The following is a 25,868-nucleotide window of genomic DNA, read 5'->3' on the forward strand; positions in this document are numbered from 1 at the left end:
GTTTCTGGCTAGAAATACCGGGAGCTTCGCCTTTGCTTTGATCTTATCCATCACCTGTACAAAAATTATCGAAGTGACGTATATACTCACACGGAGGTTAATGTGGGTTGACCTTAGTATACTTGGAAAGACTGAAAAGTGGGGAAAAGCCTTGTAAAACTGGGATTTTAGATACAAAAAAAGACGTCTGTTGACGTCCATTGATGTTCTTATGGTGCGAAGACCGGACTCGCTTTTAGTAGACAATGCATTGTTTTTATTTGGTATAAATTTATAGAAAAAATTTTGTATACTTAAATGTATACTCAGTAGTTTGGGGTTTGAAAAATGAGTTAACCAATACTTACGCTAGCAATTACTAGCATTAGTGATTTTAACCAAATATTTTACATAGAAACTACTAACTTCTATTTAACGGTTATCTCATAAACCTTACTAAAATCTTTGCCTAGATACATTGTTCCATACGTGAATCCACTGACTTTAATTGTAACCCTACCTTTCTTTAATGGCTTTCCATAAATAGTTATATTATGAAAATCTTCTTTTTTAAAAGTTTCACCATTCCATTCTTGATTCCAAGTTTTTGGCTTCCAGCTTAAGCCTGAATCTGTTGGATTGATTATCACTCCAGTTGTTTTACCACCCAATGCACCTCCTGATATTTGGATAATCTGAGAATACATCTGATTAATCTTTGCATCTGGAAGCTGACTTGGCATTATTTTAGGTGTCGAATTAACACACCCAGCTAATATAAAAAAGAAACAAAAAATTATAAATTTCACCTTAAGCTCTTTTTTCAAACAAACACGAGCAAGACATAAATCAATAAACACTTATTAATCATATCGATAGGTTAATTTGAATTTCAGTAAATTTTATTGTTTAGTCAATTTCTATTTTATAGGTTTTATGAAACTCCTTGCCTGCGTACATAGTGCCAGAAGTATATCCATCAATTTTAATCTGAATAACTCCCTTTAATAATGGTATTCCAGTGATACTAATCTCATGGAAGTCCTCATCTTTTTGGGTTTTACCTTGAAATGTTAGATATGAAATCTTCGGACTCCATGTCAATCCAGAGTCTTGAGGTATTATTTTGACAGAAATACCTTTGGGGCTAATATACCCTCCGGATATATTAATTGTCGCATTATACGCAATGCCGGAGGTTCCTACTGGTAACTGATCAGGCGTTACTTTTGGAGTCGGGTTGCCGCACCCCATCAATATTAGTGATGCAAAAAATAAAATTATAATCTTCATTTTACAATATTCGCTTGAAAACAAGTGCACCAAATATATGGTTTAATACATAATTCAGTGATTTTTCTTTCTTAACCCAAGCCTTAACTTCACCCCAAGAAAAACAATTTAAATTCACTACGGTATCTAAATTAGTTTCATTAGTAAGAACCGAATCATCTGCTCCAGCAAGAGTTCCGTTCCAGACGACCCAATGATTTTTACTTGACGTGTCTTGGTTTGGTAAACCAGTTAGCATACCAGCAGATATTAACGAAACGACCAGATATCCTTTTCTCTGATATTCATTTAAATCAAGAATATCTTTAAAATTAGAGGAGGATAAACTTATGTTATCAAAAACTTTTTGGTAACCGACCTTTTCAAACCACTCAGATAACATCCCCCACATTGTGACCCCAGCAGCTTCATCTTCAGCTGAGCTATAACTAAATATGGCATTTTCAGAGTCTCGCAAACTCGCCAAAGTGATCCAATCTAATCCGCTAACTTTTACACTCCCATTGTCATAATAAAATGAGCCAGATGGCCTTTTGCAACTATTACCTGGTGTTATTCTTAGTTTTCCTATTTTTGTTGTTCCATACTGCCATAATTCTCTAGCTGCCTGTTTGTATATATCAGGCCTATCAATAAGCAAACTATAAAATAATGCAGCTGGCCCACAGAGACTAGTTGAACCTTGGTATGGATAATCAAAATGATCTAATCGTTGTACTAATTCAAACTCAAATAAATCCTTTTTGAAAAGGTCTCTAGGGCTTCCTACAGGATATTCTTTGGCAATAAATTGTCTTTCCGGTACGGAGATACGAAGCTCTATCGTATTATCCCCTTTGCTTTCTAGCTCAGTTTGTCCTGTAGATTCAAAGTAACATGCATTTTCTCTTTTTTTCTCGGAACAAGCTTTTCCTGCTATCAAGTCATCTAAGGTATACATTCTGATGAAAGATTCTTTTAACGCAGGAGATACATTACCTAAGTGCTTGCGATACAGCATAATCTCAACCATATAAATGGTTGTTGTTAAGTCAGTAGTCTCAGAAGTTTGATGCTTTAATGTTTCATAGTTTGACTGCACTGGTTGCTTAGAAATACCCGACAATATGTAATGTTTTTTCTTACTAGAATCCATCCTATAAATGGTTAAATCATATAACAAGTTATCGGCAGGAATGTTAGATTCTATTTTTGTAGAAACAGTATATATAGACATGATTTAATCCATTAACAAGTGAATAGTAACTTCATCTTTTCCTTTAGTATCATGCCATTGAGTATAGCCATCACTATCTGTTTTACCCTGAAATATCTGTCCATCAGGTAGATATATTTGATATTCACGTTGTGCAAATGGCTCACCATTATCATTAAGGCATCGGTAACGAATATGATGCTTTTGAATTGATACAGGTACTTTTTGAATCTCAGTGGATTGAGTATCTTGATAAGAGCGATTACTCTCATTACTATAACAATCTTGAATGGAATTAATGAATCGTGAATGGCAAGGGCATGAACTCAAACTTTCAAGTGTCCCTGCCAATTTTCGCCCTTCATCCCAAACACTATCACAGCCACCTATGATATAAAAGCGACCTGAATGCTTGCCACAACTGACTATATCGCCTTCACGAGCGCCAGCAACACATACCATTGCATGGTATTGTCTCCCGTTAATATTTGTCCTCCACAAGTGGTTCTATCACCGACTCGCAAAAAATATCCTATTGCCATAATCTACCCTCATCCTTAACTGAGGATAGATTATTTTACACTTAAGCCAAACTTACAATACTTAAATAAAACTCACCCTTATTTATGCGACTAAGTGCACTCTCTTCCAGAAAAATGCTCATACATCTTTTCCGTCATCACCCACAGCGCCTTATTCAATTTAATATCCCCATCGATACCATTGACAGAGCAAGTACGAGCGCGCTTACCTTTCGCATTCCTACCCGATAATCCACCCTTGATTAAATTCTCCTGCAACCGTTGATATACCGTCCAAAGATCATCTTTTTTATCCTCCCAGCGACGTGGCTGTAATACTTGTTCCTCAGTAATCGGTTGATATTCCTCACCGAAGCGATAAGTTAAAGCCGTTTGCGCCAAGGCTTGTTGTGCTGGTGGAGGTAACAAAAGAGATTGCATCTGCTCACGCTTTTCAGCAACCATATCAAACGTTTCTAGTACCTCATAAGCCTCTTCAATTACTTTACCCACCACATCACCTTTATGTGGCACTCGCACCTCACCAAAGGTATCTCCACAAACCAAACAATTTTGGCATACTGCTCTAAATAGACCCGGTAACATTTGATAGCTGCTTGAACCATCATGACTATTTAAAAGAATAATTTCAGGCACTTGAATACCTGTAATTTGATCATGTCGTCGAAGTCTTAATATATGCTTGGTATGCTCTCGACGATTCGTATCACGAACACGAGTCTGACAGGCAAAGAACGGGTAGAAACCTTCCTTTTGAAGGCTATCAAGTAAAGTAATGGTTGGGATATAGGTATACCGGTCACTTCTGAATTCGTGTTTTTCTTCAGAGAAAACACTCGGTACAGTACGGAATAATTCTTCAATGGTGAGTGGGTGGTCACGACGAATACTATTGGCACGCCCAAAGCGTGAGGCTAATCGACTCATCATCAATTCCTTAAATAATATATTGGGTTGAATAAATACATTAAATACAGTGAAATAATGCAAATAGAGATAAGAAAAGCAGGGGTGAATATAGGGGGGAGAGGAAAGCGTAAAATACGTAAAATAATAGATTAATCAATCAAAAAATTAGTTTAAAAAATATATTTTTTATAACATGCCGATATTTATCGTAAACAATAAGCTTTCAATAGTAAAAATGACATGTTTTTTATATATTTTTATACTTTGTTACACGATATATTAAATAGAAGTATGCTTACTAACAATATAAGCAATATAAAAAACTTAAAAAGCTATATATTAAGCTTATTTCACTAATAATCATAAAACATAAGAATTAACAACTAAAGTATGTTGAGATTGGATTTGGCTATTTAACAGATAAATATATCATTTATTTAGCTTAAAAAGATTCACCAGACTAATAAAAACAAATTTAAAGTGTAAAACTATACATTAATATTCTTATAAAGAATAACTGATAGATGAAATAATTAATAATAAGAACTATCATTAATCTATATCAACAACATTGACAATATTTATATTCTTAAATTATTTTCAAAAAGAAAATTAAGATAAGAGGATAAATAAATCACAGGTTTTGAATAGATTTTTTTGTTAGTGCTTTTTGAGTTATCTTTAATATAAAATTAACTCTCAAATTCACCACATAGCTATCCTTTTAAATGTCTTAATACTGTATTTAGGCTAACACCTAAGATACGTGCAGTAGCTCGACGACTTAGCCCATTTTTTATCATATTAATAATTTGTTCATGTGTTCCTGGTTTTGAGGCGTTATGGATAAAATTAAGTTGGAATGTTTTTTGACATTCACTGCACAAATAACGTTGGACTCCTGTAGGAGTATAACCATTGCAAACCACTTTTTTCTCAGAATTACAATAAGGACAAGTGACATTAATTATAGCCATTATAATACCTATAATTTATATTATATAAGTTAAATTATAGATAAAAAGACAGCTAATTCCATTAATTAAATGATATTTTGTGATGTTATTATCTATTAAAATAAATATTTTTAAATATAATTAGTTTTAAATCTATTTATGAAAGTCATAATACGCTAATTTCGTCAATAGATAATATGTTAATTAATATTTAAGTGCCCTATTAAGCTGTTGTATTAATATCTCAACGGTTTGAGGACGATCTTCTATCTTAAGAGAAAGTGCATGATCAATTAGTAATAAAAAATCTGTCGAATATCCCTCAAGCATTGTCAATGCTAAAGGTTGATAATTATCATCTATCGTACGGACTAAACTCACTGGAGGTATTTTCCCTGTAATCAAAGCATACGCCAATGCACCAATAGAATAAATATCAGACCAAGTCCCTATTTTTGTCATTCCTTCGGGATAATAAAGCTCTGGCGGTGAAAAACCTGGTTTTAAAATAATCGTATTTTTTTCATCTTGCTGTAATAATGAACATGCTGAGCCAAAATCGAGTAAGATAGCACTACATCTATTCTGTAGTTGAATATTATCCCATGAAATATCTAGATGTAGATATCCCTCTTTATGGACATCGCGAACAATCTCCAGCAAAGAAAGCAGAAAACAGATCAGCCAGTCTTGACTCAATCTCTTATTAGTTTGTTGATACCATTTTTTTAAATTTATTCCTTCAAAATAAGTGGTAATAATATAAACAGTCTTATTTTTATTTATATAATCAATATAGTGAGGAACATTAGGATGTGAAAGGTTCCGAAGGATCTCCGCTTCTTGATGAAAACAAGCCTTTCCAGTATTAAAAGTGGTTAATAAAATATCATCACGAACAATAATTTCTTGTTGAGAATTTCGTATCGACACTGATAAGGGAAAATATTCTTTTATCGCCACTTTTTGATGTGTATGTTTATCAATTGCTTGATAAACCAGACTAAATCCACCTTCACCTATCAGCTGTTGGATTTTCCATTGATCTAAATGATACCCAGGACGCAATGCGTGCTCACTACGCCCTGAGGTAGATAAAATCGTTGTTCTGTGCGACATTACCATTAACAGTTATACCTGAAAATCATATGCAAAATCTTGATCGATATAATCAATATCAAGATGGCGGTATTGATGTAGCGTTTTGCTTGCAATTAATAAGCGATGACTGATCTGAGGTAACAATGTATTGGTAATAATGGTATCGATTAGACGTCCCCCTGATTCAACTTCAGTACAACGATTAACGATTTGTTGCACCACTCTGTCGTTAAAGGAACAAGTCATATGATGGTTTTCTTGTAGTCGCTGACAAACTCGATTAAGTTGTAATTTTACAATATCGCCTAGCACAACATCACTTAATGGATAATATGGGATCACAGTTAATCGCCCAAGAAGAGCCGCGGGAAAGACTTGCAATAGTGGCGTTCTAAGTGCTGTTGTTAATTGCTCTGGATCAGGACATAAATCAGGATCAGCACAGAGCGAACTAATAATATCAGTCCCGACATTCGATGTTAAAATAATAATGGTATTACGAAAGTCAATTTGTAAACCTTCACCATCTTCCATCCAACCTTTATCAAAGACTTGATAGAATATTTCATGAACATCAGAGTGTGCTTTTTCTATTTCATCAAGCAAAACAACACTATAAGGATGACGACGTACTGCTTCTGTTAATATACCTCCTTCCCCATAGCCTACATATCCCGGAGGCGCACCTTTTAAGGTAGAAACCGTATGTGATTCTTGAAATTCACTCATATTAATAGTGATGACATTATCTTTACCGCCATAGAAACTTTCTGCTAATGCGTGAGCCGTTTCTGTTTTACCCACTCCTGATGGACCGCATAGCATAAATACGCCAATCGGTTTATTAGGGTTATCTAATGAGGCACGAGATGTTATTAAACGTTTAGTTATCTGATCTAAGCTATATCGTTGTCCAATAATACGTTGATTTAATGTATCTGCTAAACCTAATACCGCATCAATTTCACTTTGAACCATTCGACCTAATGGGATCCCCGTCCAATCAGAAATCACTGACGCAACGGTATTTGCATCTACAGTTGGGAAAATTAACGGTTCTCCTTGTTGTAAGGCTGTCAGTTGTTGCTGTAATTCATCTAAACGTAAACCCAATACTGTCAATTCTTCACTGTCTCTATCCTCCTCAACGTCATTTTCTTCTTCTCGTTGGTCTAACTGACAAATTTGACTGCGTAATTCAATGATCTCTTTAACTATTTCTAGTTCAGCATGCCAGCGTGAAATCAATGTTTCTAAACGCTGTTGAGCAATCACTATTTGTGCTTCTATTTTTTCAAGCCTTTCATTATTCATAGTGCCAATACGTATTTCACGTTTAGCAATATCGCGTTCAATTTCAAGTGATTCAATTTGACGACGGCAATTTTCTACTTTTGCTGGCTCTGAATGTTGGCTAATAGCACATCGTGAGCAAGCCGTATCCATAAGGCTAATCGCTTTATCTGGAAGTTGCCTATCTTGAATATAACGATGAGAAAGATGAACAGCGGCTTCAATAGCCTCATCAAGAAGAATGACTTGATGATGTTCTTCCAAGGTCTGGCGTAAATGTCGTAACATAATAATTGCTTTGTTTTCATTCGGCTCAAGAACTTTAACAACCTGAAAACGACGCGTTAAAGCAGGATCTTTTTCTATATATTTTTTATATTCAGACCATGTTGTTGCACCAATAGTACGTAATTGACCACGTGCTAATGCGGGTTTCATCAAATTGGCGGCATCGCCCGTGCCTTGGCTTCCACCAGCACCGATAAGCATATGGATCTCATCGACAAATAAAATGATTGGCGTAGTGCTTGCTTGAACTTCATCAACAATGGTACGTAAGCGCTGTTCAAACTCACCTTTCGCACTTGCTCCAGCTTGTAGCATACCAATATCAAGGAGATATAAAGTCACATTCCGCAATTTAGGAGGAACTTCTCCTGTGACAATACGAGAGGCTAATCCTTCAACAATCGCCGTTTTACCAACCCCTGCATCACCAATTAACAAGGGATTATTTTGCCGACGACGCATTAATATATCGATAAGTTGACGAATTTCTTCATCGCGACCCACTACCGGATCAAGTTCATGACGACACGCTTTTTCTGTTAAATTACTGCAGTATTGTTCAAGGGCACTTTGGCCTTGATAATTATTCGTCGATGGCGTTTCGTGAAACGCGAATGTTTCATCATCAATATCATTAAGAATTTGATTAAAATTACTCACCAGAATGTCACGATTGATTTGTGAGAAACAAGAAGAGATATCTAACATTTGATGATATAAATTGGGGGTGTTAAGCAAGCTTACTAATAAGTGACCACTACGAATCTTGTCTCCACCTAATGTTAATGAACAATAAGTCCAAGCTCGTTCAACAGCATTATCAATATGTTCAGATAAATCGCTGATAGAGCTAGCACCATGTGGAAGTCTGTCTATTGCAGTAATAATGTCATTTTTAAGTACCACACTATCAATATTGAAGTAATCGATAATGCGTGGCCAATCTCCCTCTGTTGTTTGCATTAACTGATGTATCCAGTGAGCTAATTCAACATAAGGATTTCCGCGTAATTTACAAAAAGCGGTAGCATTTTCTAAACTTGTCAGCAATTGCGTATTTAACTTGTTAAACAAAACACTGCGGCTGATTTCACTCATAATCATCCCTTAATATCTATTTTAAGTAATACCTAATATTCAGATTCAAAATTTTCGGGCATAAAAAAGAGGTCATTGGCATCTTCACTATTGTCTGCATCACGTAACCAGCTATCCAATCCTAATCGATGCATTCCCCCTAATTGGGTTCGAGTCACTTCTTCTTTATGAAGGATCAAACGCACATCCCACAAATATTCAATACCAACATAATGTCGAACCCAATCGCGTAATTCTGTGGCGTATTTATTTCCAGGTAAAAAGAGTTGGTACTGTGATAGCGTCATTGGCCCTAATTCGATACGAAATTTATGTTGTATATCGCGAGTCATTAATCCTAAGAAGGAGTTTTGTCCTAACTTTGCCGATTGCTCCATAGAGAGCCGAGTCTGTTGCTCTGTTTCAATCGGTAACCAAACGGGGATATTTTCGATTATTTGAACGGGCAGCTGAAAATAATGAGAAAGAATTTTTGCTAATCCTTCAGCATCATAATGCTGTCTAACGAAATGACCCGCCATATAACATTTAGCATCACAGGGAATAAGTCCCTTATCACTTCCCATACCAATCAAACTAGAAATATAGTGACTAAAGGCTTGATTATCTTCTCTATCAAGAGAAACCGTAGGTTGGCTATCCGCCCAAGCTCGATAAAACAGTAAGATTAAGCGGTGATGAAATAAATTAAGAAAATCAACGAAAGTACGATCTTGATGGTGCAAATACCGTTCTCGCACATATTCAGTAAAATGCAAAGGCATGGGGCCATTCGGACCTAAAAGACCAAAGCTATAAATCATCAACTCATGTAAATCACACTCTTTTTTAGCTTCGACACTAGCCAATGTCGAGGGTGCAAATGAAAGTGAGGGTTGTTGTCCTAAACGAATAGGCTCTTGATAAGGGTGCGGGGCTTTTCCTAATGGCCACGTAGCTCCCCCTTGAGCATCTAATAACCTAAGCACTTGAAATAAATCGAATTCATAAGGGTGATTTTTAAGTGAGATCCAAAAATCGTCGGCTAAACGAGAGGGTTTCTTTACACTCATATTAATGTTTTCCTACCCACTCGAGCAGGCCATTGAGCAATTTTACCTCGCTGAGGAGTACTCAATGTTGTTGCTACAAACGAATTCATGGAAACCATTCGACTAAAAAGACGTTCTAGTACGCAACCTAATAAATAGGGTGTTCCGCCAGAAAAAGCCAACTCATCAATCATAAGATTAATATTGATTCCTCGAGAAAAAGCGATAGGACCAGGACAGGGACTTCGTTGATAAGTCGGCGTTAATTGACAATTTTGTACACCACTTATCTCTTTTAATATATGTGGCTCTTCTAATTTTGCATATAACGTTAAAAACTCTCTGAGTTTACTGGAACAATTAGTGTTATCGGCTTCCATTAAACTGAGATAATCAAGCTGTAATTGGCTAATCAATCCCCAAGATATACGATCCTCTTCTAAAGCACCTTTTGGTAAAGAGGGAGTCTTTTTTAACGTTATTTGATGCAAAGGAATAGAGTCAGAAACGGTAAAAGCATAAAACTCCTGCTTTTGAAGTAATAAAGGTAAATCACGATTTGTCACTAATACTTCAGCAGTAATATATTCAAGATCATGACGCCAAGGTGTATTGTTCGCATCGACTAAAGAGAGAAAAACTTCTGAACCATGATAATTACTCCGTGAGCCCCGAGCTTTGTTCGTACTTGATGGAATGCGGGGCAGACGAGCTTGCGAAAAGTAAGCGCCATAATTTTGTCTATCTCGTCCTTGGGTACAATAAAAAGGGCGAAACTCTTGTTCATATTTATTATCTTTTTGCGTTCCCCACAAACGTTTAATAGAGAAAACTTCATAATCTAATGGCTGAATATTATCGACAATAAGATGATAATCGTTGGTTTTATTATTGAGCGTAATACGCTCAGCAACCTTAGGAAATAAATTAACAACCGGTGTGCAATATAAAGATAAATGACTGCGATCAATTCGTTTGGCTAAATCAGTTACCGTCTTATCTAGCAAAAGGATAATTTCAAATTCATTCGTCTTTTCATTTATTAGACTTTTTTGTAATTTTTCCCCATTAAATAGGCGAGATAATCCTGAAATACTAAAAAAGAGAAAACGAGCAGGGAAAGCAAAATATTCTTGTAATAGTCGATAACCATCAAAATTACGTAAATCATTCGGCAATAACGCTTGTTCAGGCTCAAACCCTTCATGTACTAGTTTATCTTTAGAAATATAGTAACGTAAGCTGGCATTATTGGTCGGTTGACAAAAAATACCTGTCGTATGTTGCATTAAAAGCTCAAGCAGTTGTGTTGCTTCAAGATCAGGTCCACTAAGATAGAATGTCAGCTTATCGAGGGTTAAATCTTGTAATTTGGTATTATCATTAAGCTGCAAACGAATACGTAAAGCATGGCTACTCTTTTCTCGATTAATCCTTTCAAACTCTATGATATCATTAGGTGCCGCGTCTAATGAAACATGGCTTATATTGAGAGGATAAAGCATCACATCATGTGCTGTACTATATTTACAAGTGATCCCTTTCTTTTTAAATACATCACACGTCATAAGGGTTCCCTTAGGAACGAGAAAACCATTATTAATATTCCCTTTTCGTCCATCAGGATGAAGTTCGGCAATTGCCATAGAAGGAATTGGCGCAAGATAATTAGGGTAGAGAATTTCAAGGATACGCTGTGAAAATTTAGGAAATTCCGCATCCATCTTTAGTTGGATCCGTGAAGTTAAAAATGCAAAACCTTCCAATAACCTCTCAACATAGGGATCATTAATATCGATACCTTGCATACCTAATCGTCCTGCGACTTTCGGATAAGATTTAGCAAATTCAGCGCCCATTTCACGCAAGTAAATTAATTCACGATTATAGTATTCAAGAAGTTTATTATTCATAAGGTTACCCTATATCTTTGAGATCAAAATAACCATTTTCCAAGTCCACATCGGAACGAAAACAGAATTCTAGCGGGTAAGGCGAATACCATAAAAAACCATGGATTTGAATGGATAACACATTGTGTAAATTCAGATCATCTTTATTAGAAATACACTGCAAAACTAACTGATCAGGAATAATTCTTGGCTCAAAATTAATGATCGCTTGAGTAAGATTTTTTTCTATATCAGACCACTCTATTTCTGACATCCTTTGGCCCGCTAAAGTGGCAACACCATAATTCAATGTCGAACGTCGAACTTCTGGATAATTATCTAACTCAAGGAGTGATTCATTATTTGTACAATTAAATAACCACTGTAAATCACGCAAAATCAATTTCTTAAGAGTACCATGTGAAATACTTTGATTTCTTTGTACTTCATGTTTTTTCCTCGGTTCTAAATCCGTTAATCTATCAAATAGAGTTGGCAACGTTCTGCTACGAGAAATGGTATCTCTTTCTTTTTTAGTCGGCATCCTTTCTGTTGTATCATAATGGTTAATCATCTTCCCTCCCTATTAATGTTCATCCCGTAAAAAATCCACTTGATGTAAAGTTAATAAAGGGTATTCATTATCTTCTGTTATCCAAGACTTTTGCCCTTGCCCTGCGTAATGCCCATCACCATCTAACAGGCTCCACTGCGTACAGCGTCCTAAACGGTGCATCTCTTCGCTTGCTTGCGTAAGGGGATAACGAACAGGAATTTGACAAACTTTTTGTTGTCCTGAATGTAACTTGACCAACGAATGTCGCCAGACCAAATGCACGATATTCATGGTTTTTTGAAAAGTAATCGATTTAATTTTATCGAACGGCACCCAGTAATACTCATTATCTATTAATAACTCACATACAGGCCCGAGACGATTATCCGCATCTGCAAGCCAGATAAATTTATATGATTCACTTGACTCATCAATAATAGTTCCAGCACTTTCCTCAGCGAGACTATAGGCATCATTTCGTTGCTGATATGCTTGTTCACCTGAGAGTGTTAAGGCTTGTGCTAATGTCGATAACCACTGTTGTGGCTGATCCATAAAATGCGGTTTTGCTTTTCCACAAAAAACCGCTTCTCGATAACGTTCAGCCTCTACCGTTGCTAATAACTGCTGAGTGATTGGCCGCGCTATTGGCGTCAATGCCTCCCACGCTTTGAGCTGTGTTTGCGCCCTGTCCCAATCACCATAAAGTAATAGAAGCTGTGCCCAATATGCACGCTTATCCGCATCAATTGGCGCGGCTTTAACCTGAGCTTCTGCCTCACTTAAAGCGGTTAATAAAGAGCCATTTTCCAGAACTGATAAAAGTGATTTCAATGTTTATCTCCAATAAATGGGTTAATAACGGCTGGACAGATAACTTTTTCATCCAAGGGAAGTGTTTGTAATAACGTAGACTCTTGCGGTGAGCCTATCCATACAGCGATTGCGCTATAGTTATCATCTTGTGGTTGATGTTGAGATAAGTGATTGATAAGAAGTAACCAATCTTCAGGCGTTTGTGCGAGCCGTAACGTATGTTCTAAAAGTGCTAAGTGATGGCGTTTCCAAAAACCATCACTGCATAATAAAAAAGCATCACCGTCATGAAGAGGTAAGATAGCGCTATAAGTCATATCTTGTTTTTGACTACCTAAAGCGCTCATTAATAAATTATCAGGAATATCATGCATCTGATAACCCATCTCTTTCATTTTTTGCGTTAAGCTGTGGTCTGAAGTGACTTGGCTAAGATAGCCGTGGCGAAAGAGATAAAGTCGGCTATCTCCGACATGAACCCAATGCGCTTGCTGTGTTCTTCTATCAATAAAAAGCGTCACTAATGTCGTCTGCATTTGTCTATATGCATAATTTTTTTGCTGTGCTTGCTGAATATATTGCTGGAGTTGTTTTACTAATAAAGGCACATTCTCTGGCGAATAAGGCTCATCATTGGAGAGTTTATTTAATAGAAAATGACAACTTAGCGATGCAGCTATTTCACCACCTTTATGTCCTGCGACCCCATCACATAGAATAAAACAGGCTGAATTATCACCGATATAGTGTGCTACTTTATCTTGATTTTGTGGACGAGCACCTTGATGTGAACAAGCAAAAAAACAGAGATCCATCATAATTCCTTACTCTTTTGCGTTGCTCGATATTGCCGAACCTCGAGATCATACGCAGGAAGAAAGGCATGACTAAATAACGTATAAAAATCATTATCTGCCGCTTCTACCATTTTTTTATGTTCTGTTTCCAAAACATGCCATAAAGCGTTTTTACGAGGCCTAAAGAAAGATTTTTTACTGTTAAGATCCCCTTGTTCTACAGCTTGCTTTTCCAGCTCTTCGGGTGAAAATTTTTGTAGCAGTGCTGTTATGATAGCGCGCACACCTGCGATCATACCGAGTTGATGCGCTTGTAGATCGATAAGGGCATCACGAACGGCACTTTCAGGCTCCATAAAACCCGGCATTGGCGTACTAAAAAGTTGCATAAGTGCCGTTTTACCAGAAGGCAATAATTTAAACGGATTATTTCCTTCCTCTAAAATCATGGTCATTTCTGCATTAATACCTTGTTTTAGCAGATGACGAGACGACAATAATGCCACTGCACCTTGCGAAAAGAGGCTTAATAATTTCCCGGCTTGATAAAGTTGTTCGGGTGAAAAATCGGGACGATTTGGAATATCATCCAAGCCTAACCCAGCAATCAAAGCCTCATAAAGTTCGCCATTTAATTGTGCTTGTGACGTTGATTTAGGGGTTTTTAATGGTTTGTGTTCGACGGGATCTATCCCCATTCGAGCTTGTTTCGTCGGTAATGTATCCGCAGTTTTTTCGCGAGATGGTTTTTTTTCTGGTGTTATTTGAAAAAGCGTTTCTTCAAATACGAAAGGCTCGTCATCCGTCAGTGATCCCTCTACGTTGTGAACAAGATTGTGCTCCTGCTCAAATAGTGGGTTATCTATCATCTCGTGAAGATCAGATGAAGGTACTGAGTTGGGCTGACGTTGTGGTTGCTGTTTTGACCATGGCGTTTCATCTGATGCTAATATCGCTAGATTATCGGGCGCAGGTGTTAATGGAACCGCATTATTTATAAATAAATCATCAACACCACTAAAGTCATTTTCATCATGATATTCATCGAGAAGAGGGCTACTAATAGACCATTCTGAAGCAGAATGATGGCGAGTTTCAGCCGGTGATGTTGTATTGATAACTATTTCAGTAGCCGTTTTTTTCTCCATTGAAGACGAGGATGATAAAGAGAGATCTTGTGGTGCTTGTAATACACTGGGCGTCGTATCTTTCATTATTGTTGGCTGAGAAAAGACATCTTCTTGTGCAAATAAACTTTCAGGCACATCATGCTGTTGATAAAGATCTTCGAGACTTGTTTCTTTTGACATTGCCAGTGGATCTTTTAATGTGGTTGATCCAGAAGGAGGAGTAAACAGTGGGTGGGTAGGATCATTATTGATTTCAGGTACCATCTCAGGCAAAGGCGATGGAAATTCAGCTTCTAATTCATCCCATATTGCATCATTAATATGGCAAACAGGTGTTACTACCTTACTGGCGTCTTCCTTTGGTAAGGGTGTATCAAGACCGGTGTTGGATTGAAAGGTCACTTTGAGTTGGTAGTCACCAACCGTAAGAATATCGCCCTCCGTCAAACTATGCTGACTATCATAAGACAAGTGATTACCATTCAATAAAAATGGAAGCGTACTTTTATGACTGGTGATAAAAGCCTCACCTGTAGTAGCAATATCTACCGTTGCCTGTAAACGAGAGATTGCACGGGAAGCGTCAGGTAGCACTAATGTATTATCAGCGCCTCGACCTATTGTTCCTTTTGGCGCAAGGAAATCACAATAGTCCTGAGATAACGTTTCATTATCTTTAGTTCTGATTATTATTAGCCGCATAGGTGCTGTTTCCATTTTTGTTTGCTACAAAGCTTAATCATTATCCTTCATCGCCAGTGACCAGTGACGTACAGGAGCGAGATAAATTTATTTTGCGAAGATGAGAGTTATCGAAATAACAATTTCCCCAATATCTGAGGAAATTGTTATCATTAATTAAGCTTCGCAGTTTTGCTTAATATCCCAGCCAGAACTACTTTCAGCACCTTTACCGCCTTGATCAGTTTGTTCCCAATACTGCTGCTGAACTTTGGATGCTTGGAAAGAATAAAGCACACCAACGGTGTCATCGTTATCTGCACCGATATACTGGATATTGGTCACTAATACATCGTCCAAGGTGATTTTGGCGTATTCCATTTGTCCACCACCGGCTTTACAAATAGATAGTTCAACTTTGGCTAAATGTTTACCACTCGCACAATGTTTCAGTAACGCCGGTGTTGATTTGTCAATTAATGCTTTAACATGCAAGTCATTGAAGCAAACTTTACCTGTACCGCCACCACCACCAACACCCATATTGCCTGGCTGAGCAGCGCCCCAAGAGAACGACACAATATCTGTCCAACCTTTATGGTTAGAATCTTTAGATTCACCGTTCGCACCATCAACTTTCATAAACATGTCAATTGCCATAATTAATGCCTCTTTTTTAGTTAAATAAAAAACATCGGTGACCACATAAAATCGGTATTATCGAAAATGATAAATCGTCTCTTTTACGTGGCTTGTTATGCTCTATATATTTAAATGACGAGATAACGTGCTTTTAAAATATGGTGAGCAAATTTCTCTCTCTTTATTCGCCTTGTTTTAATGACGGAAGTTTTGAAACTAGGCGTAAAGAAACAGTTAAACCTTCTAATTGATAATGAGGACGCAAGAAAAACTTAGCAGAGTAATAACCCGGAGAGTCTTCAATCTCTTGCACTTGAACATCCGCCGCAGCCAATGGTTTTCTCGCCTTGGTTTCTTGTGAAGAGTTCGCCGGATCACCATCGACATAATTCATAATCCAGTTATTCAACCACAGCTCCATTTCATCGCGTTCACGAAACGAACCGATTTTGTCGCGCACAATACATTTCAAATAATGTGCAAATCGACAGCAGGCAAAAAGATAAGGGAGACGAGCAGCCAACTGAGCGTTAGCCGTTGCATCGGGATCGTAATATTTTTCGGGTTTTTGCAGTGATTGTGCCCCAATAAAAGCAGCAAAATCAGAGTTTTTACGGTGGATAAGTGGCATAAAACCGTTAGAGGCTAATTCAGCTTCGCGTCTATCACTAATAGCAATTTCCGTTGGGCACTTTATATCTACGCCACCATCATCACTTGGGAAAGTATGACAAGGTAGATTCGCTACAGCCCCTCCAGATTCGACGCCACGAATAGCAGTACACCAACCATACTCTTTAAATGAACGATTAATATTGGCTGCCATAGCATAAGCCGCATTCGCCCAGGTATAATTTTGATGATTAGCACTATCGATACTTTCTTCAAAATTAAACTCATCCACCGGATTTGTTTTAATACCGTAAGGTAAGCGGGATAAAAAACGAGGCATAGCAAGCCCGATATAACGAGAATCCTCAGACTCTCGCAGACTACGCCAAGCCGCATATTCAGTATTTTGGAATATCTTGACTAAATCACGAGGATTACCTAATTCTTGCCAAGATTGCATTTGCATCACATTAGGTGATGCTCCGGTAATAAATGGACAGTGAGAAGCCGCACTTATTTTTGACATTTCACCTAATAATTCAACGTCTTGAGGACTATGATCAAAATAATAATCACCAATCAAACACCCAAAAGGTTCACCACCAAATTGCCCATATTCTTGTTCATAAATACGTTTAAAGAGTGGGCTTTGATCCCAGCCGACACCTTTATAACGTTTCAATGACCGACCTAACTCTTTCTTCGAAATACTCATAAAACGGATCTTTAACATCTCATCCGTTTCAGTATTATTCACAAGGTAATTCAGACCATGCCACGCACTTTCAATTTGTTGGAATTCTTCATGATGGATAATTTTATTGATTTGCTGAGAAAGCTTATTATCGATTTCAGCAATCAAGTCTTGGATGGTTCTATAAGCATCTTCAGATACAGTAACCGTATTTTCTAAAGCCTGCTGTGCCAAAGTCTTAACGGCATTTTCTACCGCTTTTTTAGCTTGTTCCGTTCTTGGTCTAAACTCTTTTTGCAGTAACGCATTGAACTCATTATGGCTATCTAATGTGGCTGCTTTGGTAGGTTGTACTTGAGATTGTAAACTCATATCTTACTCCTCCGATCCTTGTTGAACGTCTTGACTAGTTGGCTTTGGAGTTTGAGTTAATGATTGCAGCAACTCTGGGTTACTGAGTACTTGAGCAATTAACTCTTCTGCACCACTTTTACCGTCCATATAAGAAAGTAAATTCGACAGTTGAGTACGAGCATCTAATAGCACTTTTAAAGGTTCAACTTTACGAGCAATACTTGCGGGAGAAAAATCATCCATACTTTCAAAGACTAACTCCACATTTAAGTTACCTTCTTGATTCAAGGTATTTTCTACTTGAAAAGCAACGCGGGGTTTTAATGACTTCATGCGATCATCAAAATTATCAATGTCTATTTCTAGAAATTTACGCTCTTCAAGACTGGGCTGTGGTTCGAGTGGTGTTCCGATTAAATCGGACATTACACCCATAACGAAAGGCAATTGAATTTTTCGTTCTGAGCCATAAATTTCAACATCATATTCAATCTGCACTCGGGGGGCTCGGTTACGGGCGATAAATTTTTGCCCGCTATGAGATTTCATATTTGCCATGATTTTCTCCGTAACTCTATATTAAAAAAGCGTGTAATATTTATTCAGTACTGTTATGAGTAAATAGCCGATGCTATTTTTTTTCAGTCTCTTGTGTTCCTAAAATCGTTTCTAATTGACGCAGACTATCTGGCGCCAAATCCTGCATAATTTGCATAAAATTAAGATTAATAAGCTTTTGTAGTCGGTCGATCATTAAAGGGGCTGGATGGCTTGGTTCATACTGCACAAAGTACTCTTTAACTTTTTCTAATAAATGCATAGCATCAGCGCGAGATTGTACTTTCCCATAACCAAACTCTATTGGTGTTAGCGAAATAGCATCATCGCTTAAAGGAGTGGCGAGAGGGTCTAAAATACATTCCGGCTCCGAATCGACATCGGTGATACTATTAGCCTGCACAATGGCTTGACTGAGAACGTCAAAACCATCTAACAACAACGCCATTTCAGGTAACGCACTTTCATCTAATAGCAACACAATGGCATGTCGCAATTTAGCCAGTGAGTCTGTAATAGGCGCGATTAATTGAACGTTTTCTTGTAGTGGATTACCTAATTCACTCCTTAAACGAGGTAAACCATCAGGAAAGTGCTCTAATTCTTGTTTACTGCCATCCAGCAATGAACAAGCATCCCTTAGTGATAATTCACTATTGCTTCCTTTGATAAAAGGTGCAGAGCGCACCGCGTAAGTTAGCGGTGAGTTATCACCTAATAAGGCGAGTGCGTTAATTCGATAAATAGGATCATTTTCACCCTCTTCATCTAATAAGGGGTATAACTGAGGCCAATATTGTTCAATAGCAGAATAAATAAGTTGTAAACCATCTAAATATCCTTGTAATCCACGCAGTTGTGTCCAAGCTAAAGTGAGATATGACATCACCCGTAAATCTTTTGTGCGTGATAATAAATTAGATGCTATACGCTCTACAGCTGCCCAATCGGGTAATTCAGCGGGAATTATCGTATCGCCAAACTGTTGTTCTGTTTTACCTTCAGTAAACTGCTCTAATTTCATAAACTCTGCGTCATACTCCAAATTATCACCACAAGGGTTTTCTGGAGATATAGGCGTTAACAGTGATCCAATGGTCATAGATGCTCCCTAGCCAAACTGTTTAGTAAATAAAGACGCTTTTGACTCATCGCTTTTTCTCTTATGGGCAACGAAATGAAACTGGCTGAAACGGATTTCTGGCACTATTAGGTGTGAATTCCATCACCACACGGTGTCCATCAATATTGAAAGTCGCGATTTGCGCGAGAGAGGCGTTATGTGTTTCTATCGTTGCTTTATCCATTAAACGATGTAGCGCCCAATCACCAAAAGTCACTAATGTTGCTGTTTTGCCATTTGCGAGATTAAGCTGTAGCGTAATTTGATTGGTGTTATTAGGACCTGGCCAACTGACAATTAAAGGAACAAGTGGGCCATGGCTGTACCGAAAGACTTGTCCATCTAAGTCCAGCATAATATTAAGAATGTCGTTATCCATACTAATAGGCCTTATCGCAAGGGTGTAATAAGGCTTTTGACTTTGACCACTAAACCACGTATCTCTGATGATCCGTGCTTGTTGAAAAGAGCGTAATATATTCGACTTACTAAATAACGAACTACTTCCATCAACACCAGGATAAAAACGCCAAGTCGAGCGCGATGTATCCACTTTTCCATTCAAATTTTTATAGAAAAAACTATCCATAATGCCGGTATTAGGGGCAAACATCTGAGAGAAATCTTGGCTAGTGATCTCTTTCTGTGCATCACGTACTAATGGGTAACGCCCTTCAATCGCTTGATGGCAAAAATTTCTTACTTCAAATTCAACATTTTTCTGTAGCGCCTCTAATTCTTTGACTTGAGAATCACGACTCGCGCCATTAGCCAATGAGAGGATCATTTTTTTGAAAGGTTGAGGTAAACGCCCAGCTTCTGCTTGCAATGACAAAATCACTTCGCCTGAAGGGGGTTGCATACCGCTATTTGACGCCGTTTGAACAGCTAATAAATAGTTGTATAGTGTATCGGTTTGCTTAAGTACTGAGTCAAAAGCAATACTTTCTGACTCTTTCTCGCCACTACTTTTAGTCAACTCAATAATTGGTGAATAATGGTTTAAAACCACTTGCTCTGGTTGGGTAGAAATATCACCGGTATCATTTTCATTAGGTTGTTGATTGGAAAATAAGCTATTTAAAAAGGGTTCTGGATCGGTTGCATTCTTTTGTGAATGACTCAAGGTAATACTATTATCTTGGCGTTCAGCTTCATCAGTAAGACGTACGTTATTTACAACATTAATCAGAAAATTGCGCAGTGGGGAATTTTCTGCAGAGAGGATACGGGCAGTATTAATACGTTCTTTTAAACTTGATATATTTTTCATTTCTATATCATTAAGAAAACTATCCCATACTGTGATGAAATCCTGCATATACAATAGACGCACCGTTTTTTGCAGATCGATACGATTTTCTCTTGTTAATGCTGTTTCATCGATTTCTAACACCCAACCATCTTCATTCAGTAAAGTTTGGGTAATATCATTAATACGTTTATTAAACGCTAACCAATAACCTTTTGGTGTATAAAGCCCAGGGATGCCTTCCGATGAAAATTGACCACTTTTACTTTGGAAAACAAGCTCTGCTTGTGTACCAGCAAGATCGGTTAAGGAAAGAGGCTTGAGTGAGGCTTCTTTTAAAAGGATACGTTTTAATCGACCATAAATTCGTACAGATATCGGTGTTTTATTTAGACGTTGTTGTGCAGAACGTTTTAATTGCTCATCACGTAGATAAGGTGAAGTTTGTACTTGTTCATCAAGAAGTCTACTAAGATGATTATCAAGAGCGCGCCATGCCAATTTACTGGTACTTGGTGTCGCTGAACGTTGTAAGTTAAAGATTAACCATGCGCGTAAAAACTTGCCATCATAGTGCTCTGGCTCATAAAGCATTCGATATGCTTTAAGTGCTTCAAAACTAAAATCCGCATCACCCCCCATATCATTTTGTAATATCGCAGTCACTTGCCAAGCAACATAAGGCAATAGAATATTTTTTAATGCCTTTTGATATAACGCATCACTTGCGGTTTCGAGTTGATCGCCACGGTAGAGTCCTAAACGATAAGTCATAGGTGGATGTGAAAGAGAAAAATGTTTACTTTCAGCAAGATCACTCAAACTATCGAGATAAGGTAATAATGTAAAAATATTTTGGTTATTATAAAGCTCCATTCCTTGTGATTGACGTTCTATAGACGGAATATGGCTATCAACCTCATTTAGGTACTGTTTATTATGGCTATAACTTGAATATAAAAAGAGTGCGGCACTTAAGAAAAGAAGCCCTAATAATAAATATCCTATCCAATGTAACGTTGTACTACAGTAAATCCACCAGCGATTATTCGTTGCTAAAGCAGATTCACGAAAAATCACTTTTTCTAAGGCATCTTTAATAAAATAGCCTTTATTTTTAGCGCGGTTGCTTGATGCGCTATTATTTTCTTCAGCGGTGTTGTCTTTCTCATCAATACCCGTTGCAGCATTAAGTGGATCACTCAGTTCTGACGTTATATTGTCTGGAGATAAAGTATGTTGGGCACCACTAGTAAAATAGATCCCACGAGGAATAAACGCCGTTTCAAAGTGAGATGTGGCAAAAAGTGCATTTAAATAGTTACCTAACACATTACGAATACGTGAAAATGCTTGTGGAAAGAGGTAGATATCACCACATTTAAGTGGGTCTTCCTCATTAAGCATCGTATCAGCAAGCCCTTTGTTTAAGCGTTGTAAAAGTTGCTCAAAGTTTTTCTCATATGCCGAAATAAAAGAAAAATCAGCTTTCTTGGTGTCCTCTCGACTAAAAGTGAACCCCCATATTTGCTCACGTTGTTGAGCACTATACTTCTCAAAATAAGCCAGAAACCCACGTAGTAGATCTACTTTTGTGATCATGACGTATATAGGAAAATCTATTTTAAGAGAGTCTCTTAGTTCAACTAAACGCTTATGTTCTGCCTGCGCTTGTTCTAAACACTCTTCAGGGGTACGGTTCATTAAATCAGCCAAACTAATAGTAACAATGGCACCATTTATCGGTTGTCTGGGGCGATATTTTTTTAATAAACCGAGAAAACCGTTCCATTCATAATTACTATTTTCTGCCTGATTATTTGGCATTGAATAATGCCCTGAGGTATCAAGCAACACGGCATTGTCTGCAAACCACCAGTCACAATTTCTGGTGCTAACAATGTTTTGCAACATCGTTTTACCAAAGCGATCTACAAGAGGAAAATGAATACCTGAATTGACTAAGGCTGTTGTTTTTCCTGCCCCTTTAGCACCGAGGAGAACATACCAAGGTTGTTGATAAATATAATGTTTATTAAAGTGCCATAGCCAATGAGGTAGAGAGCGTAAATTTTTCTGATTAATATACGCTTTTTTTAGCAAACTTGTTGCTTCTTCAAAGCGTTCCACCAGTTTGAGATCACTCGTTTTTTCTTTAGGGGCTGACTCCTGCACTTTACTCTCTGCTTTTTTAGTAGAAAATCGTGCACGCCAAGCTATAGTAATGAGTTTTATCAATAACCAACCCCCCCAAATAATAACAATTGCTATTACTCGATTAACGGGTGACTCAAAAGGACGATAACCTCCAATAGAAATAAAAGGACTAATAAACCAAATAATGAGTGAAATAGCACTGATGCCAACCATCACCCAGAGAAAACGGCTACTTACTATAGATATCAATAATTTAGACATTATTCATCCCCCACTTGAGATGCGCGAATAACGGTGGGAAATTGAGTATTGGGCATATGAAGTACAGTAATTTCAACACGGCGATTTAATGCTTTGTTATCAAGGCTAGTGTTCGGAACAATGGGAACTAAAGCACCTTTACCTTCAATGGTGACTCGGCTTGGTTGTTGTAAATATTTTTTCAATACCGTTCCTACTGCATCCGCTCGTTCAAACGACAACTCATAATTAGAAGGGAAACGCGCATTATGTATACGGTCACTATCGGTATGACCACTCACGGTGATGGTTCCATTAATATGGTTAATTGCTTGAGCAATACGCATTAAAGTGGATTGGTATTTTTCATTTATCGATGTTGATGCAGAATCAAATAACCCATCCCCAGTCAAAATAATGGATATGCTATTGGGTGAGCCATGACGAATACTTAAATTATTTTCAATAATATCTCTTTGTAATTGGTTTTTCATTTTTGCAACAGCAGGCGAAAACGCGAGTGGTACAGAGATATCTTCAGACAGAACTGACGGTAAATCGATTTGATAAATTGACGAGATAACGGGGGTAGTTTCTTCAGTTAATCGCCAATTTAATATAATAAACCATAAACATAATAGAAGACTTAAAAATATAGCGTAGCCCCATAATGGCAACATAGGGCGCCAATTTTTCTGCTCTACTGGCGTATCGATAGGATGCGGAGATAGTAAGACAGAATAACTACCGCGCACTGAGTGAATAATTTGAGCAAGACGTTGCTTTAACGTTTCTAACTGAGAGTAGCCATTGTCGATAATATGATAACGACCTTCAAAACCTAATAATAAACAATAATTAATTAGTTCTAGTAATAAAATATTTTTCTTAGGTTGTTTCGATAGCCTCGCCAGTAATTGGAAGAATTTTTCTCCCCCCCACCCTTCATTGTGGAAGGTCACTAACAAACCATTTGTCGACCAAACGGTATTTTTCCCCCACGGCGTAGACATGACTGCTTCATCTAAAGTTGTACATAAACAATAACGAGCACCGATTAAAACATCGTAAGATAATCCTTTTTGCTGACCACGCACTTCAAAACGACGAATATCATCAATAAGCATTTGACGTAATTTCACTGGATTTTGTTGCGTTACTTGATTACGTATCACTTGGATCATATTCAGTAACGGGTTAGCGGCAATCACTAAAGGATTGTCAACCAGTTTGGTATTTTTTGGGGGATCTAATACTTGTTCAGTTGCCGTTTTAGAAAAATCATTCTGCATGATACATTCCTATTTCTCTCTATCGTAATAGTGCTAAATTACCGATGGCGAATAGCCCAAAACTCCATATTTAACCCAGGGAAGTCTCCTGCGAGATGTAATGCAAAAGCACCGGATTGGCGCATTTTTTTCCATAGATCCCCACTATTTTCCAACTCAAAATAGGTATAACCTGCGTGATAAGGTAATTGACGAGGTGCCACAGACATGCAATTCAATCCAATACCCGGTAGCTGTAACTGGACAAGATCACGAATACTGTTTACTGGGGCTATTTTGAGTTGAGCCGGAAAATGGGAACGAAGAATATCGGTAGGTACATCAGCATGTACGGCAATGACGAAACCAAATTCATTAAGCATTTCAGCATAAGGAACCGTTGCAATATGCAAACCATGAGAACGTTCAACCAAGGGTAACTGAATCGCATTTTCTTCGAAAACGATGGATAAACCTTGGCGTAACCATTTCATTAATGCGTCAAAAGATAGTGCCAAATTATCATGATCGTAAGTTGGTAATAATTTACCTACAGTACGAGAAGGCGAAAATGTCATCAATTCACAGGCAAGAGAAAGCCAATCTGTAAAAATACGTTCTGGATGCAGTTGCTTACTTTTATGAAAATGATGAGTGATCCCGATATAACGGTTAATGAGTTGCAACATCATAAAATCTGATGTTTCAGAGATCCCTCCTCTACCACTTTGATTAAGGCGTTGCCCCAACTGTTGGCTACGTTGTTGTAATAGCCCAAGAATATCTATCACAAAAGCACTTAATCGTGTATTTGCCTGACTCACAAGCATCGGAGGAATATAATTTGTATCTATTTTCAAACTTCCATCTGCAGACTTTTCTAATAGCTTTAATACTCCAATTGCACACCAGTCAGACGTAACTTCTTCTTTAGGTAACAGTTTTAGTTGTAACTTACCTAACTGTAATTCTGCGCTTCCTACCGTAATGGTATTCATATCTTCAATTTCTTTTTCATAAGCAAGATAGCGCGTTTGTGGATCAGGCGTTGCATGGAAACTGACTTCATGTTTACCTTCACGATAAATAGGTAAAGCCAATACAATATCCGTAATATTTTTACCCTCGGGAATATTTAAGGGTAGAGGCGCTTCGTTGGCATCGTAAAAAGAAAAAAAACTGCCATCTGGTAAAATACCTGTTGCTGCATTTAAAGATATTATTCCTTGTCTTAATGCATTTTCATCAATATCTAAAGAAATGAATCCCCAATAATATTCATTATGAGCCATTCCCCAAGAGCGTATATATTGTTCAAGATAGTTTTCTGATTGTTGAAAATGGTGTGGACGTAAAAACATGCCTTCCGTCCAAACAACTTTATGTGCTTGTTTCATTATTTAGAATC

The 25,868-nt window shown here is 37.5% G+C and carries 20 protein-coding genes and 1 pseudogene; all 21 read right to left on the reverse strand.

Annotated elements, in window-relative coordinates:
* Positions 1 to 407: 407 nt before the first annotated feature.
* Complete coding sequence (locus DK861_RS18275; RefSeq protein ID WP_202608836.1) at positions 408 to 839, reverse strand: hypothetical protein; 432 nt, start codon at positions 837 to 839, stop codon at positions 408 to 410.
* 49 nt (positions 840 to 888) lie between these two features.
* On the reverse strand, positions 889 to 1,272 hold the full coding sequence (locus DK861_RS18280; RefSeq protein ID WP_204101257.1) for a hypothetical protein: 384 nt from the start codon (positions 1,270 to 1,272) through the stop codon (positions 889 to 891).
* 1 nt (position 1,273) lies between these two features.
* Entirely contained in the window at positions 1,274 to 2,488 is a 1,215-nt protein-coding gene (locus tag DK861_RS06490; RefSeq protein WP_239452144.1) for a hypothetical protein, read from the reverse strand.
* Positions 2,489 to 2,743: 255 nt separating this feature from the next.
* A pseudogene (locus tag DK861_RS18420) lies at positions 2,744 to 3,009 on the reverse strand (PAAR domain-containing protein); the annotation flags it as partial.
* A 90-nt stretch (positions 3,010 to 3,099) separates the two neighbouring features.
* On the reverse strand, positions 3,100 to 3,936 hold the full coding sequence (locus tag DK861_RS06500) for a DUF932 domain-containing protein (protein ID WP_109399615.1): 837 nt from the start codon (positions 3,934 to 3,936) through the stop codon (positions 3,100 to 3,102).
* A gap of 698 nt (positions 3,937 to 4,634) precedes the next feature.
* Positions 4,635 to 4,895 (reverse strand): IS1-like element transposase, encoded by a 261-nt coding sequence (locus DK861_RS06505; RefSeq protein WP_109399616.1) that lies wholly within the window; start codon positions 4,893 to 4,895, stop codon positions 4,635 to 4,637.
* Between the two features lie 183 nt (positions 4,896 to 5,078).
* Positions 5,079 to 5,993 (reverse strand): serine/threonine-protein kinase, encoded by a 915-nt coding sequence (locus DK861_RS06510; protein WP_162556767.1) that lies wholly within the window; start codon positions 5,991 to 5,993, stop codon positions 5,079 to 5,081.
* A gap of 12 nt (positions 5,994 to 6,005) precedes the next feature.
* Positions 6,006 to 8,654: a type VI secretion system ATPase TssH gene (gene tssH, locus DK861_RS06515; protein WP_109399618.1), complete on the reverse strand. Its 2,649-nt coding sequence runs from the start codon at positions 8,652 to 8,654 to the stop codon at positions 6,006 to 6,008.
* Between the two features lie 32 nt (positions 8,655 to 8,686).
* Positions 8,687 to 9,706, reverse strand: coding sequence for a type VI secretion system baseplate subunit TssG (gene tssG / locus DK861_RS06520; protein ID WP_109399619.1), 1,020 nt, complete (start codon positions 9,704 to 9,706; stop codon positions 8,687 to 8,689).
* Positions 9,703 to 11,598 carry a type VI secretion system baseplate subunit TssF gene (tssF, locus tag DK861_RS06525; RefSeq protein ID WP_109399620.1) on the reverse strand — a complete coding sequence of 632 codons (1,896 nt, stop codon included), beginning with the start codon at positions 11,596 to 11,598 and terminating at the stop codon, positions 9,703 to 9,705. Before tssF ends, tssG begins: the two co-directional genes overlap by 4 nt.
* A 4-nt stretch (positions 11,599 to 11,602) precedes the next feature.
* Positions 11,603 to 12,151, reverse strand: coding sequence for a type VI secretion system baseplate subunit TssE (gene tssE / locus DK861_RS06530; protein ID WP_109399621.1), 549 nt, complete (start codon positions 12,149 to 12,151; stop codon positions 11,603 to 11,605).
* A gap of 12 nt (positions 12,152 to 12,163) precedes the next feature.
* Complete coding sequence (locus tag DK861_RS06535; RefSeq protein WP_109399622.1) at positions 12,164 to 12,967, reverse strand: type VI secretion system accessory protein TagJ; 804 nt, start codon at positions 12,965 to 12,967, stop codon at positions 12,164 to 12,166.
* Positions 12,964 to 13,767: a protein phosphatase 2C domain-containing protein gene (locus tag DK861_RS06540; RefSeq protein WP_109399623.1), complete on the reverse strand. Its 804-nt coding sequence runs from the start codon at positions 13,765 to 13,767 to the stop codon at positions 12,964 to 12,966. The genes DK861_RS06535 and DK861_RS06540 overlap by 4 nt, the downstream gene beginning before the upstream one ends.
* On the reverse strand, positions 13,764 to 15,578 hold the full coding sequence (tagH, locus tag DK861_RS06545; RefSeq protein WP_162556768.1) for a type VI secretion system-associated FHA domain protein TagH: 1,815 nt from the start codon (positions 15,576 to 15,578) through the stop codon (positions 13,764 to 13,766). The genes DK861_RS06540 and tagH overlap by 4 nt, the downstream gene beginning before the upstream one ends.
* Positions 15,579 to 15,734: 156 nt before the next feature.
* The gene (locus DK861_RS06550; RefSeq protein WP_109399712.1) at positions 15,735 to 16,217 is read right to left on the reverse strand and encodes a type VI secretion system tube protein Hcp; all 483 of its coding nucleotides are present in this window, start codon (positions 16,215 to 16,217) and stop codon (positions 15,735 to 15,737) included.
* Between the two features lie 163 nt (positions 16,218 to 16,380).
* Positions 16,381 to 17,877 (reverse strand): type VI secretion system contractile sheath large subunit, encoded by a 1,497-nt coding sequence (tssC, locus tag DK861_RS06555; RefSeq protein WP_109399625.1) that lies wholly within the window; start codon positions 17,875 to 17,877, stop codon positions 16,381 to 16,383.
* A gap of 3 nt (positions 17,878 to 17,880) precedes the next feature.
* Entirely contained in the window at positions 17,881 to 18,417 is a 537-nt protein-coding gene (gene tssB / locus DK861_RS06560; RefSeq protein ID WP_109399626.1) for a type VI secretion system contractile sheath small subunit, read from the reverse strand.
* Positions 18,418 to 18,490: 73 nt separating this feature from the next.
* Positions 18,491 to 19,519 (reverse strand): type VI secretion system protein TssA, encoded by a 1,029-nt coding sequence (gene tssA, locus DK861_RS06565; protein ID WP_109399627.1) that lies wholly within the window; start codon positions 19,517 to 19,519, stop codon positions 18,491 to 18,493.
* A gap of 61 nt (positions 19,520 to 19,580) precedes the next feature.
* Positions 19,581 to 23,210 carry a type VI secretion system membrane subunit TssM gene (gene tssM / locus DK861_RS06570; protein ID WP_109399628.1) on the reverse strand — a complete coding sequence of 1,210 codons (3,630 nt, stop codon included), beginning with the start codon at positions 23,208 to 23,210 and terminating at the stop codon, positions 19,581 to 19,583.
* On the reverse strand, positions 23,210 to 24,481 hold the full coding sequence (gene icmH, locus DK861_RS06575; protein WP_109399629.1) for a type IVB secretion system protein IcmH/DotU: 1,272 nt from the start codon (positions 24,479 to 24,481) through the stop codon (positions 23,210 to 23,212). The genes tssM and icmH overlap by 1 nt, the downstream gene beginning before the upstream one ends.
* Positions 24,482 to 24,519: 38 nt before the next feature.
* Entirely contained in the window at positions 24,520 to 25,857 is a 1,338-nt protein-coding gene (tssK, locus tag DK861_RS06580; RefSeq protein WP_109399630.1) for a type VI secretion system baseplate subunit TssK, read from the reverse strand.
* Positions 25,858 to 25,868 lie beyond the last annotated feature (11 nt).

The organism is Proteus sp. TJ1640 (genome assembly GCF_003144445.1).
Classification (GTDB): Bacteria; Pseudomonadota; Gammaproteobacteria; order Enterobacterales; family Enterobacteriaceae; genus Proteus; species Proteus penneri.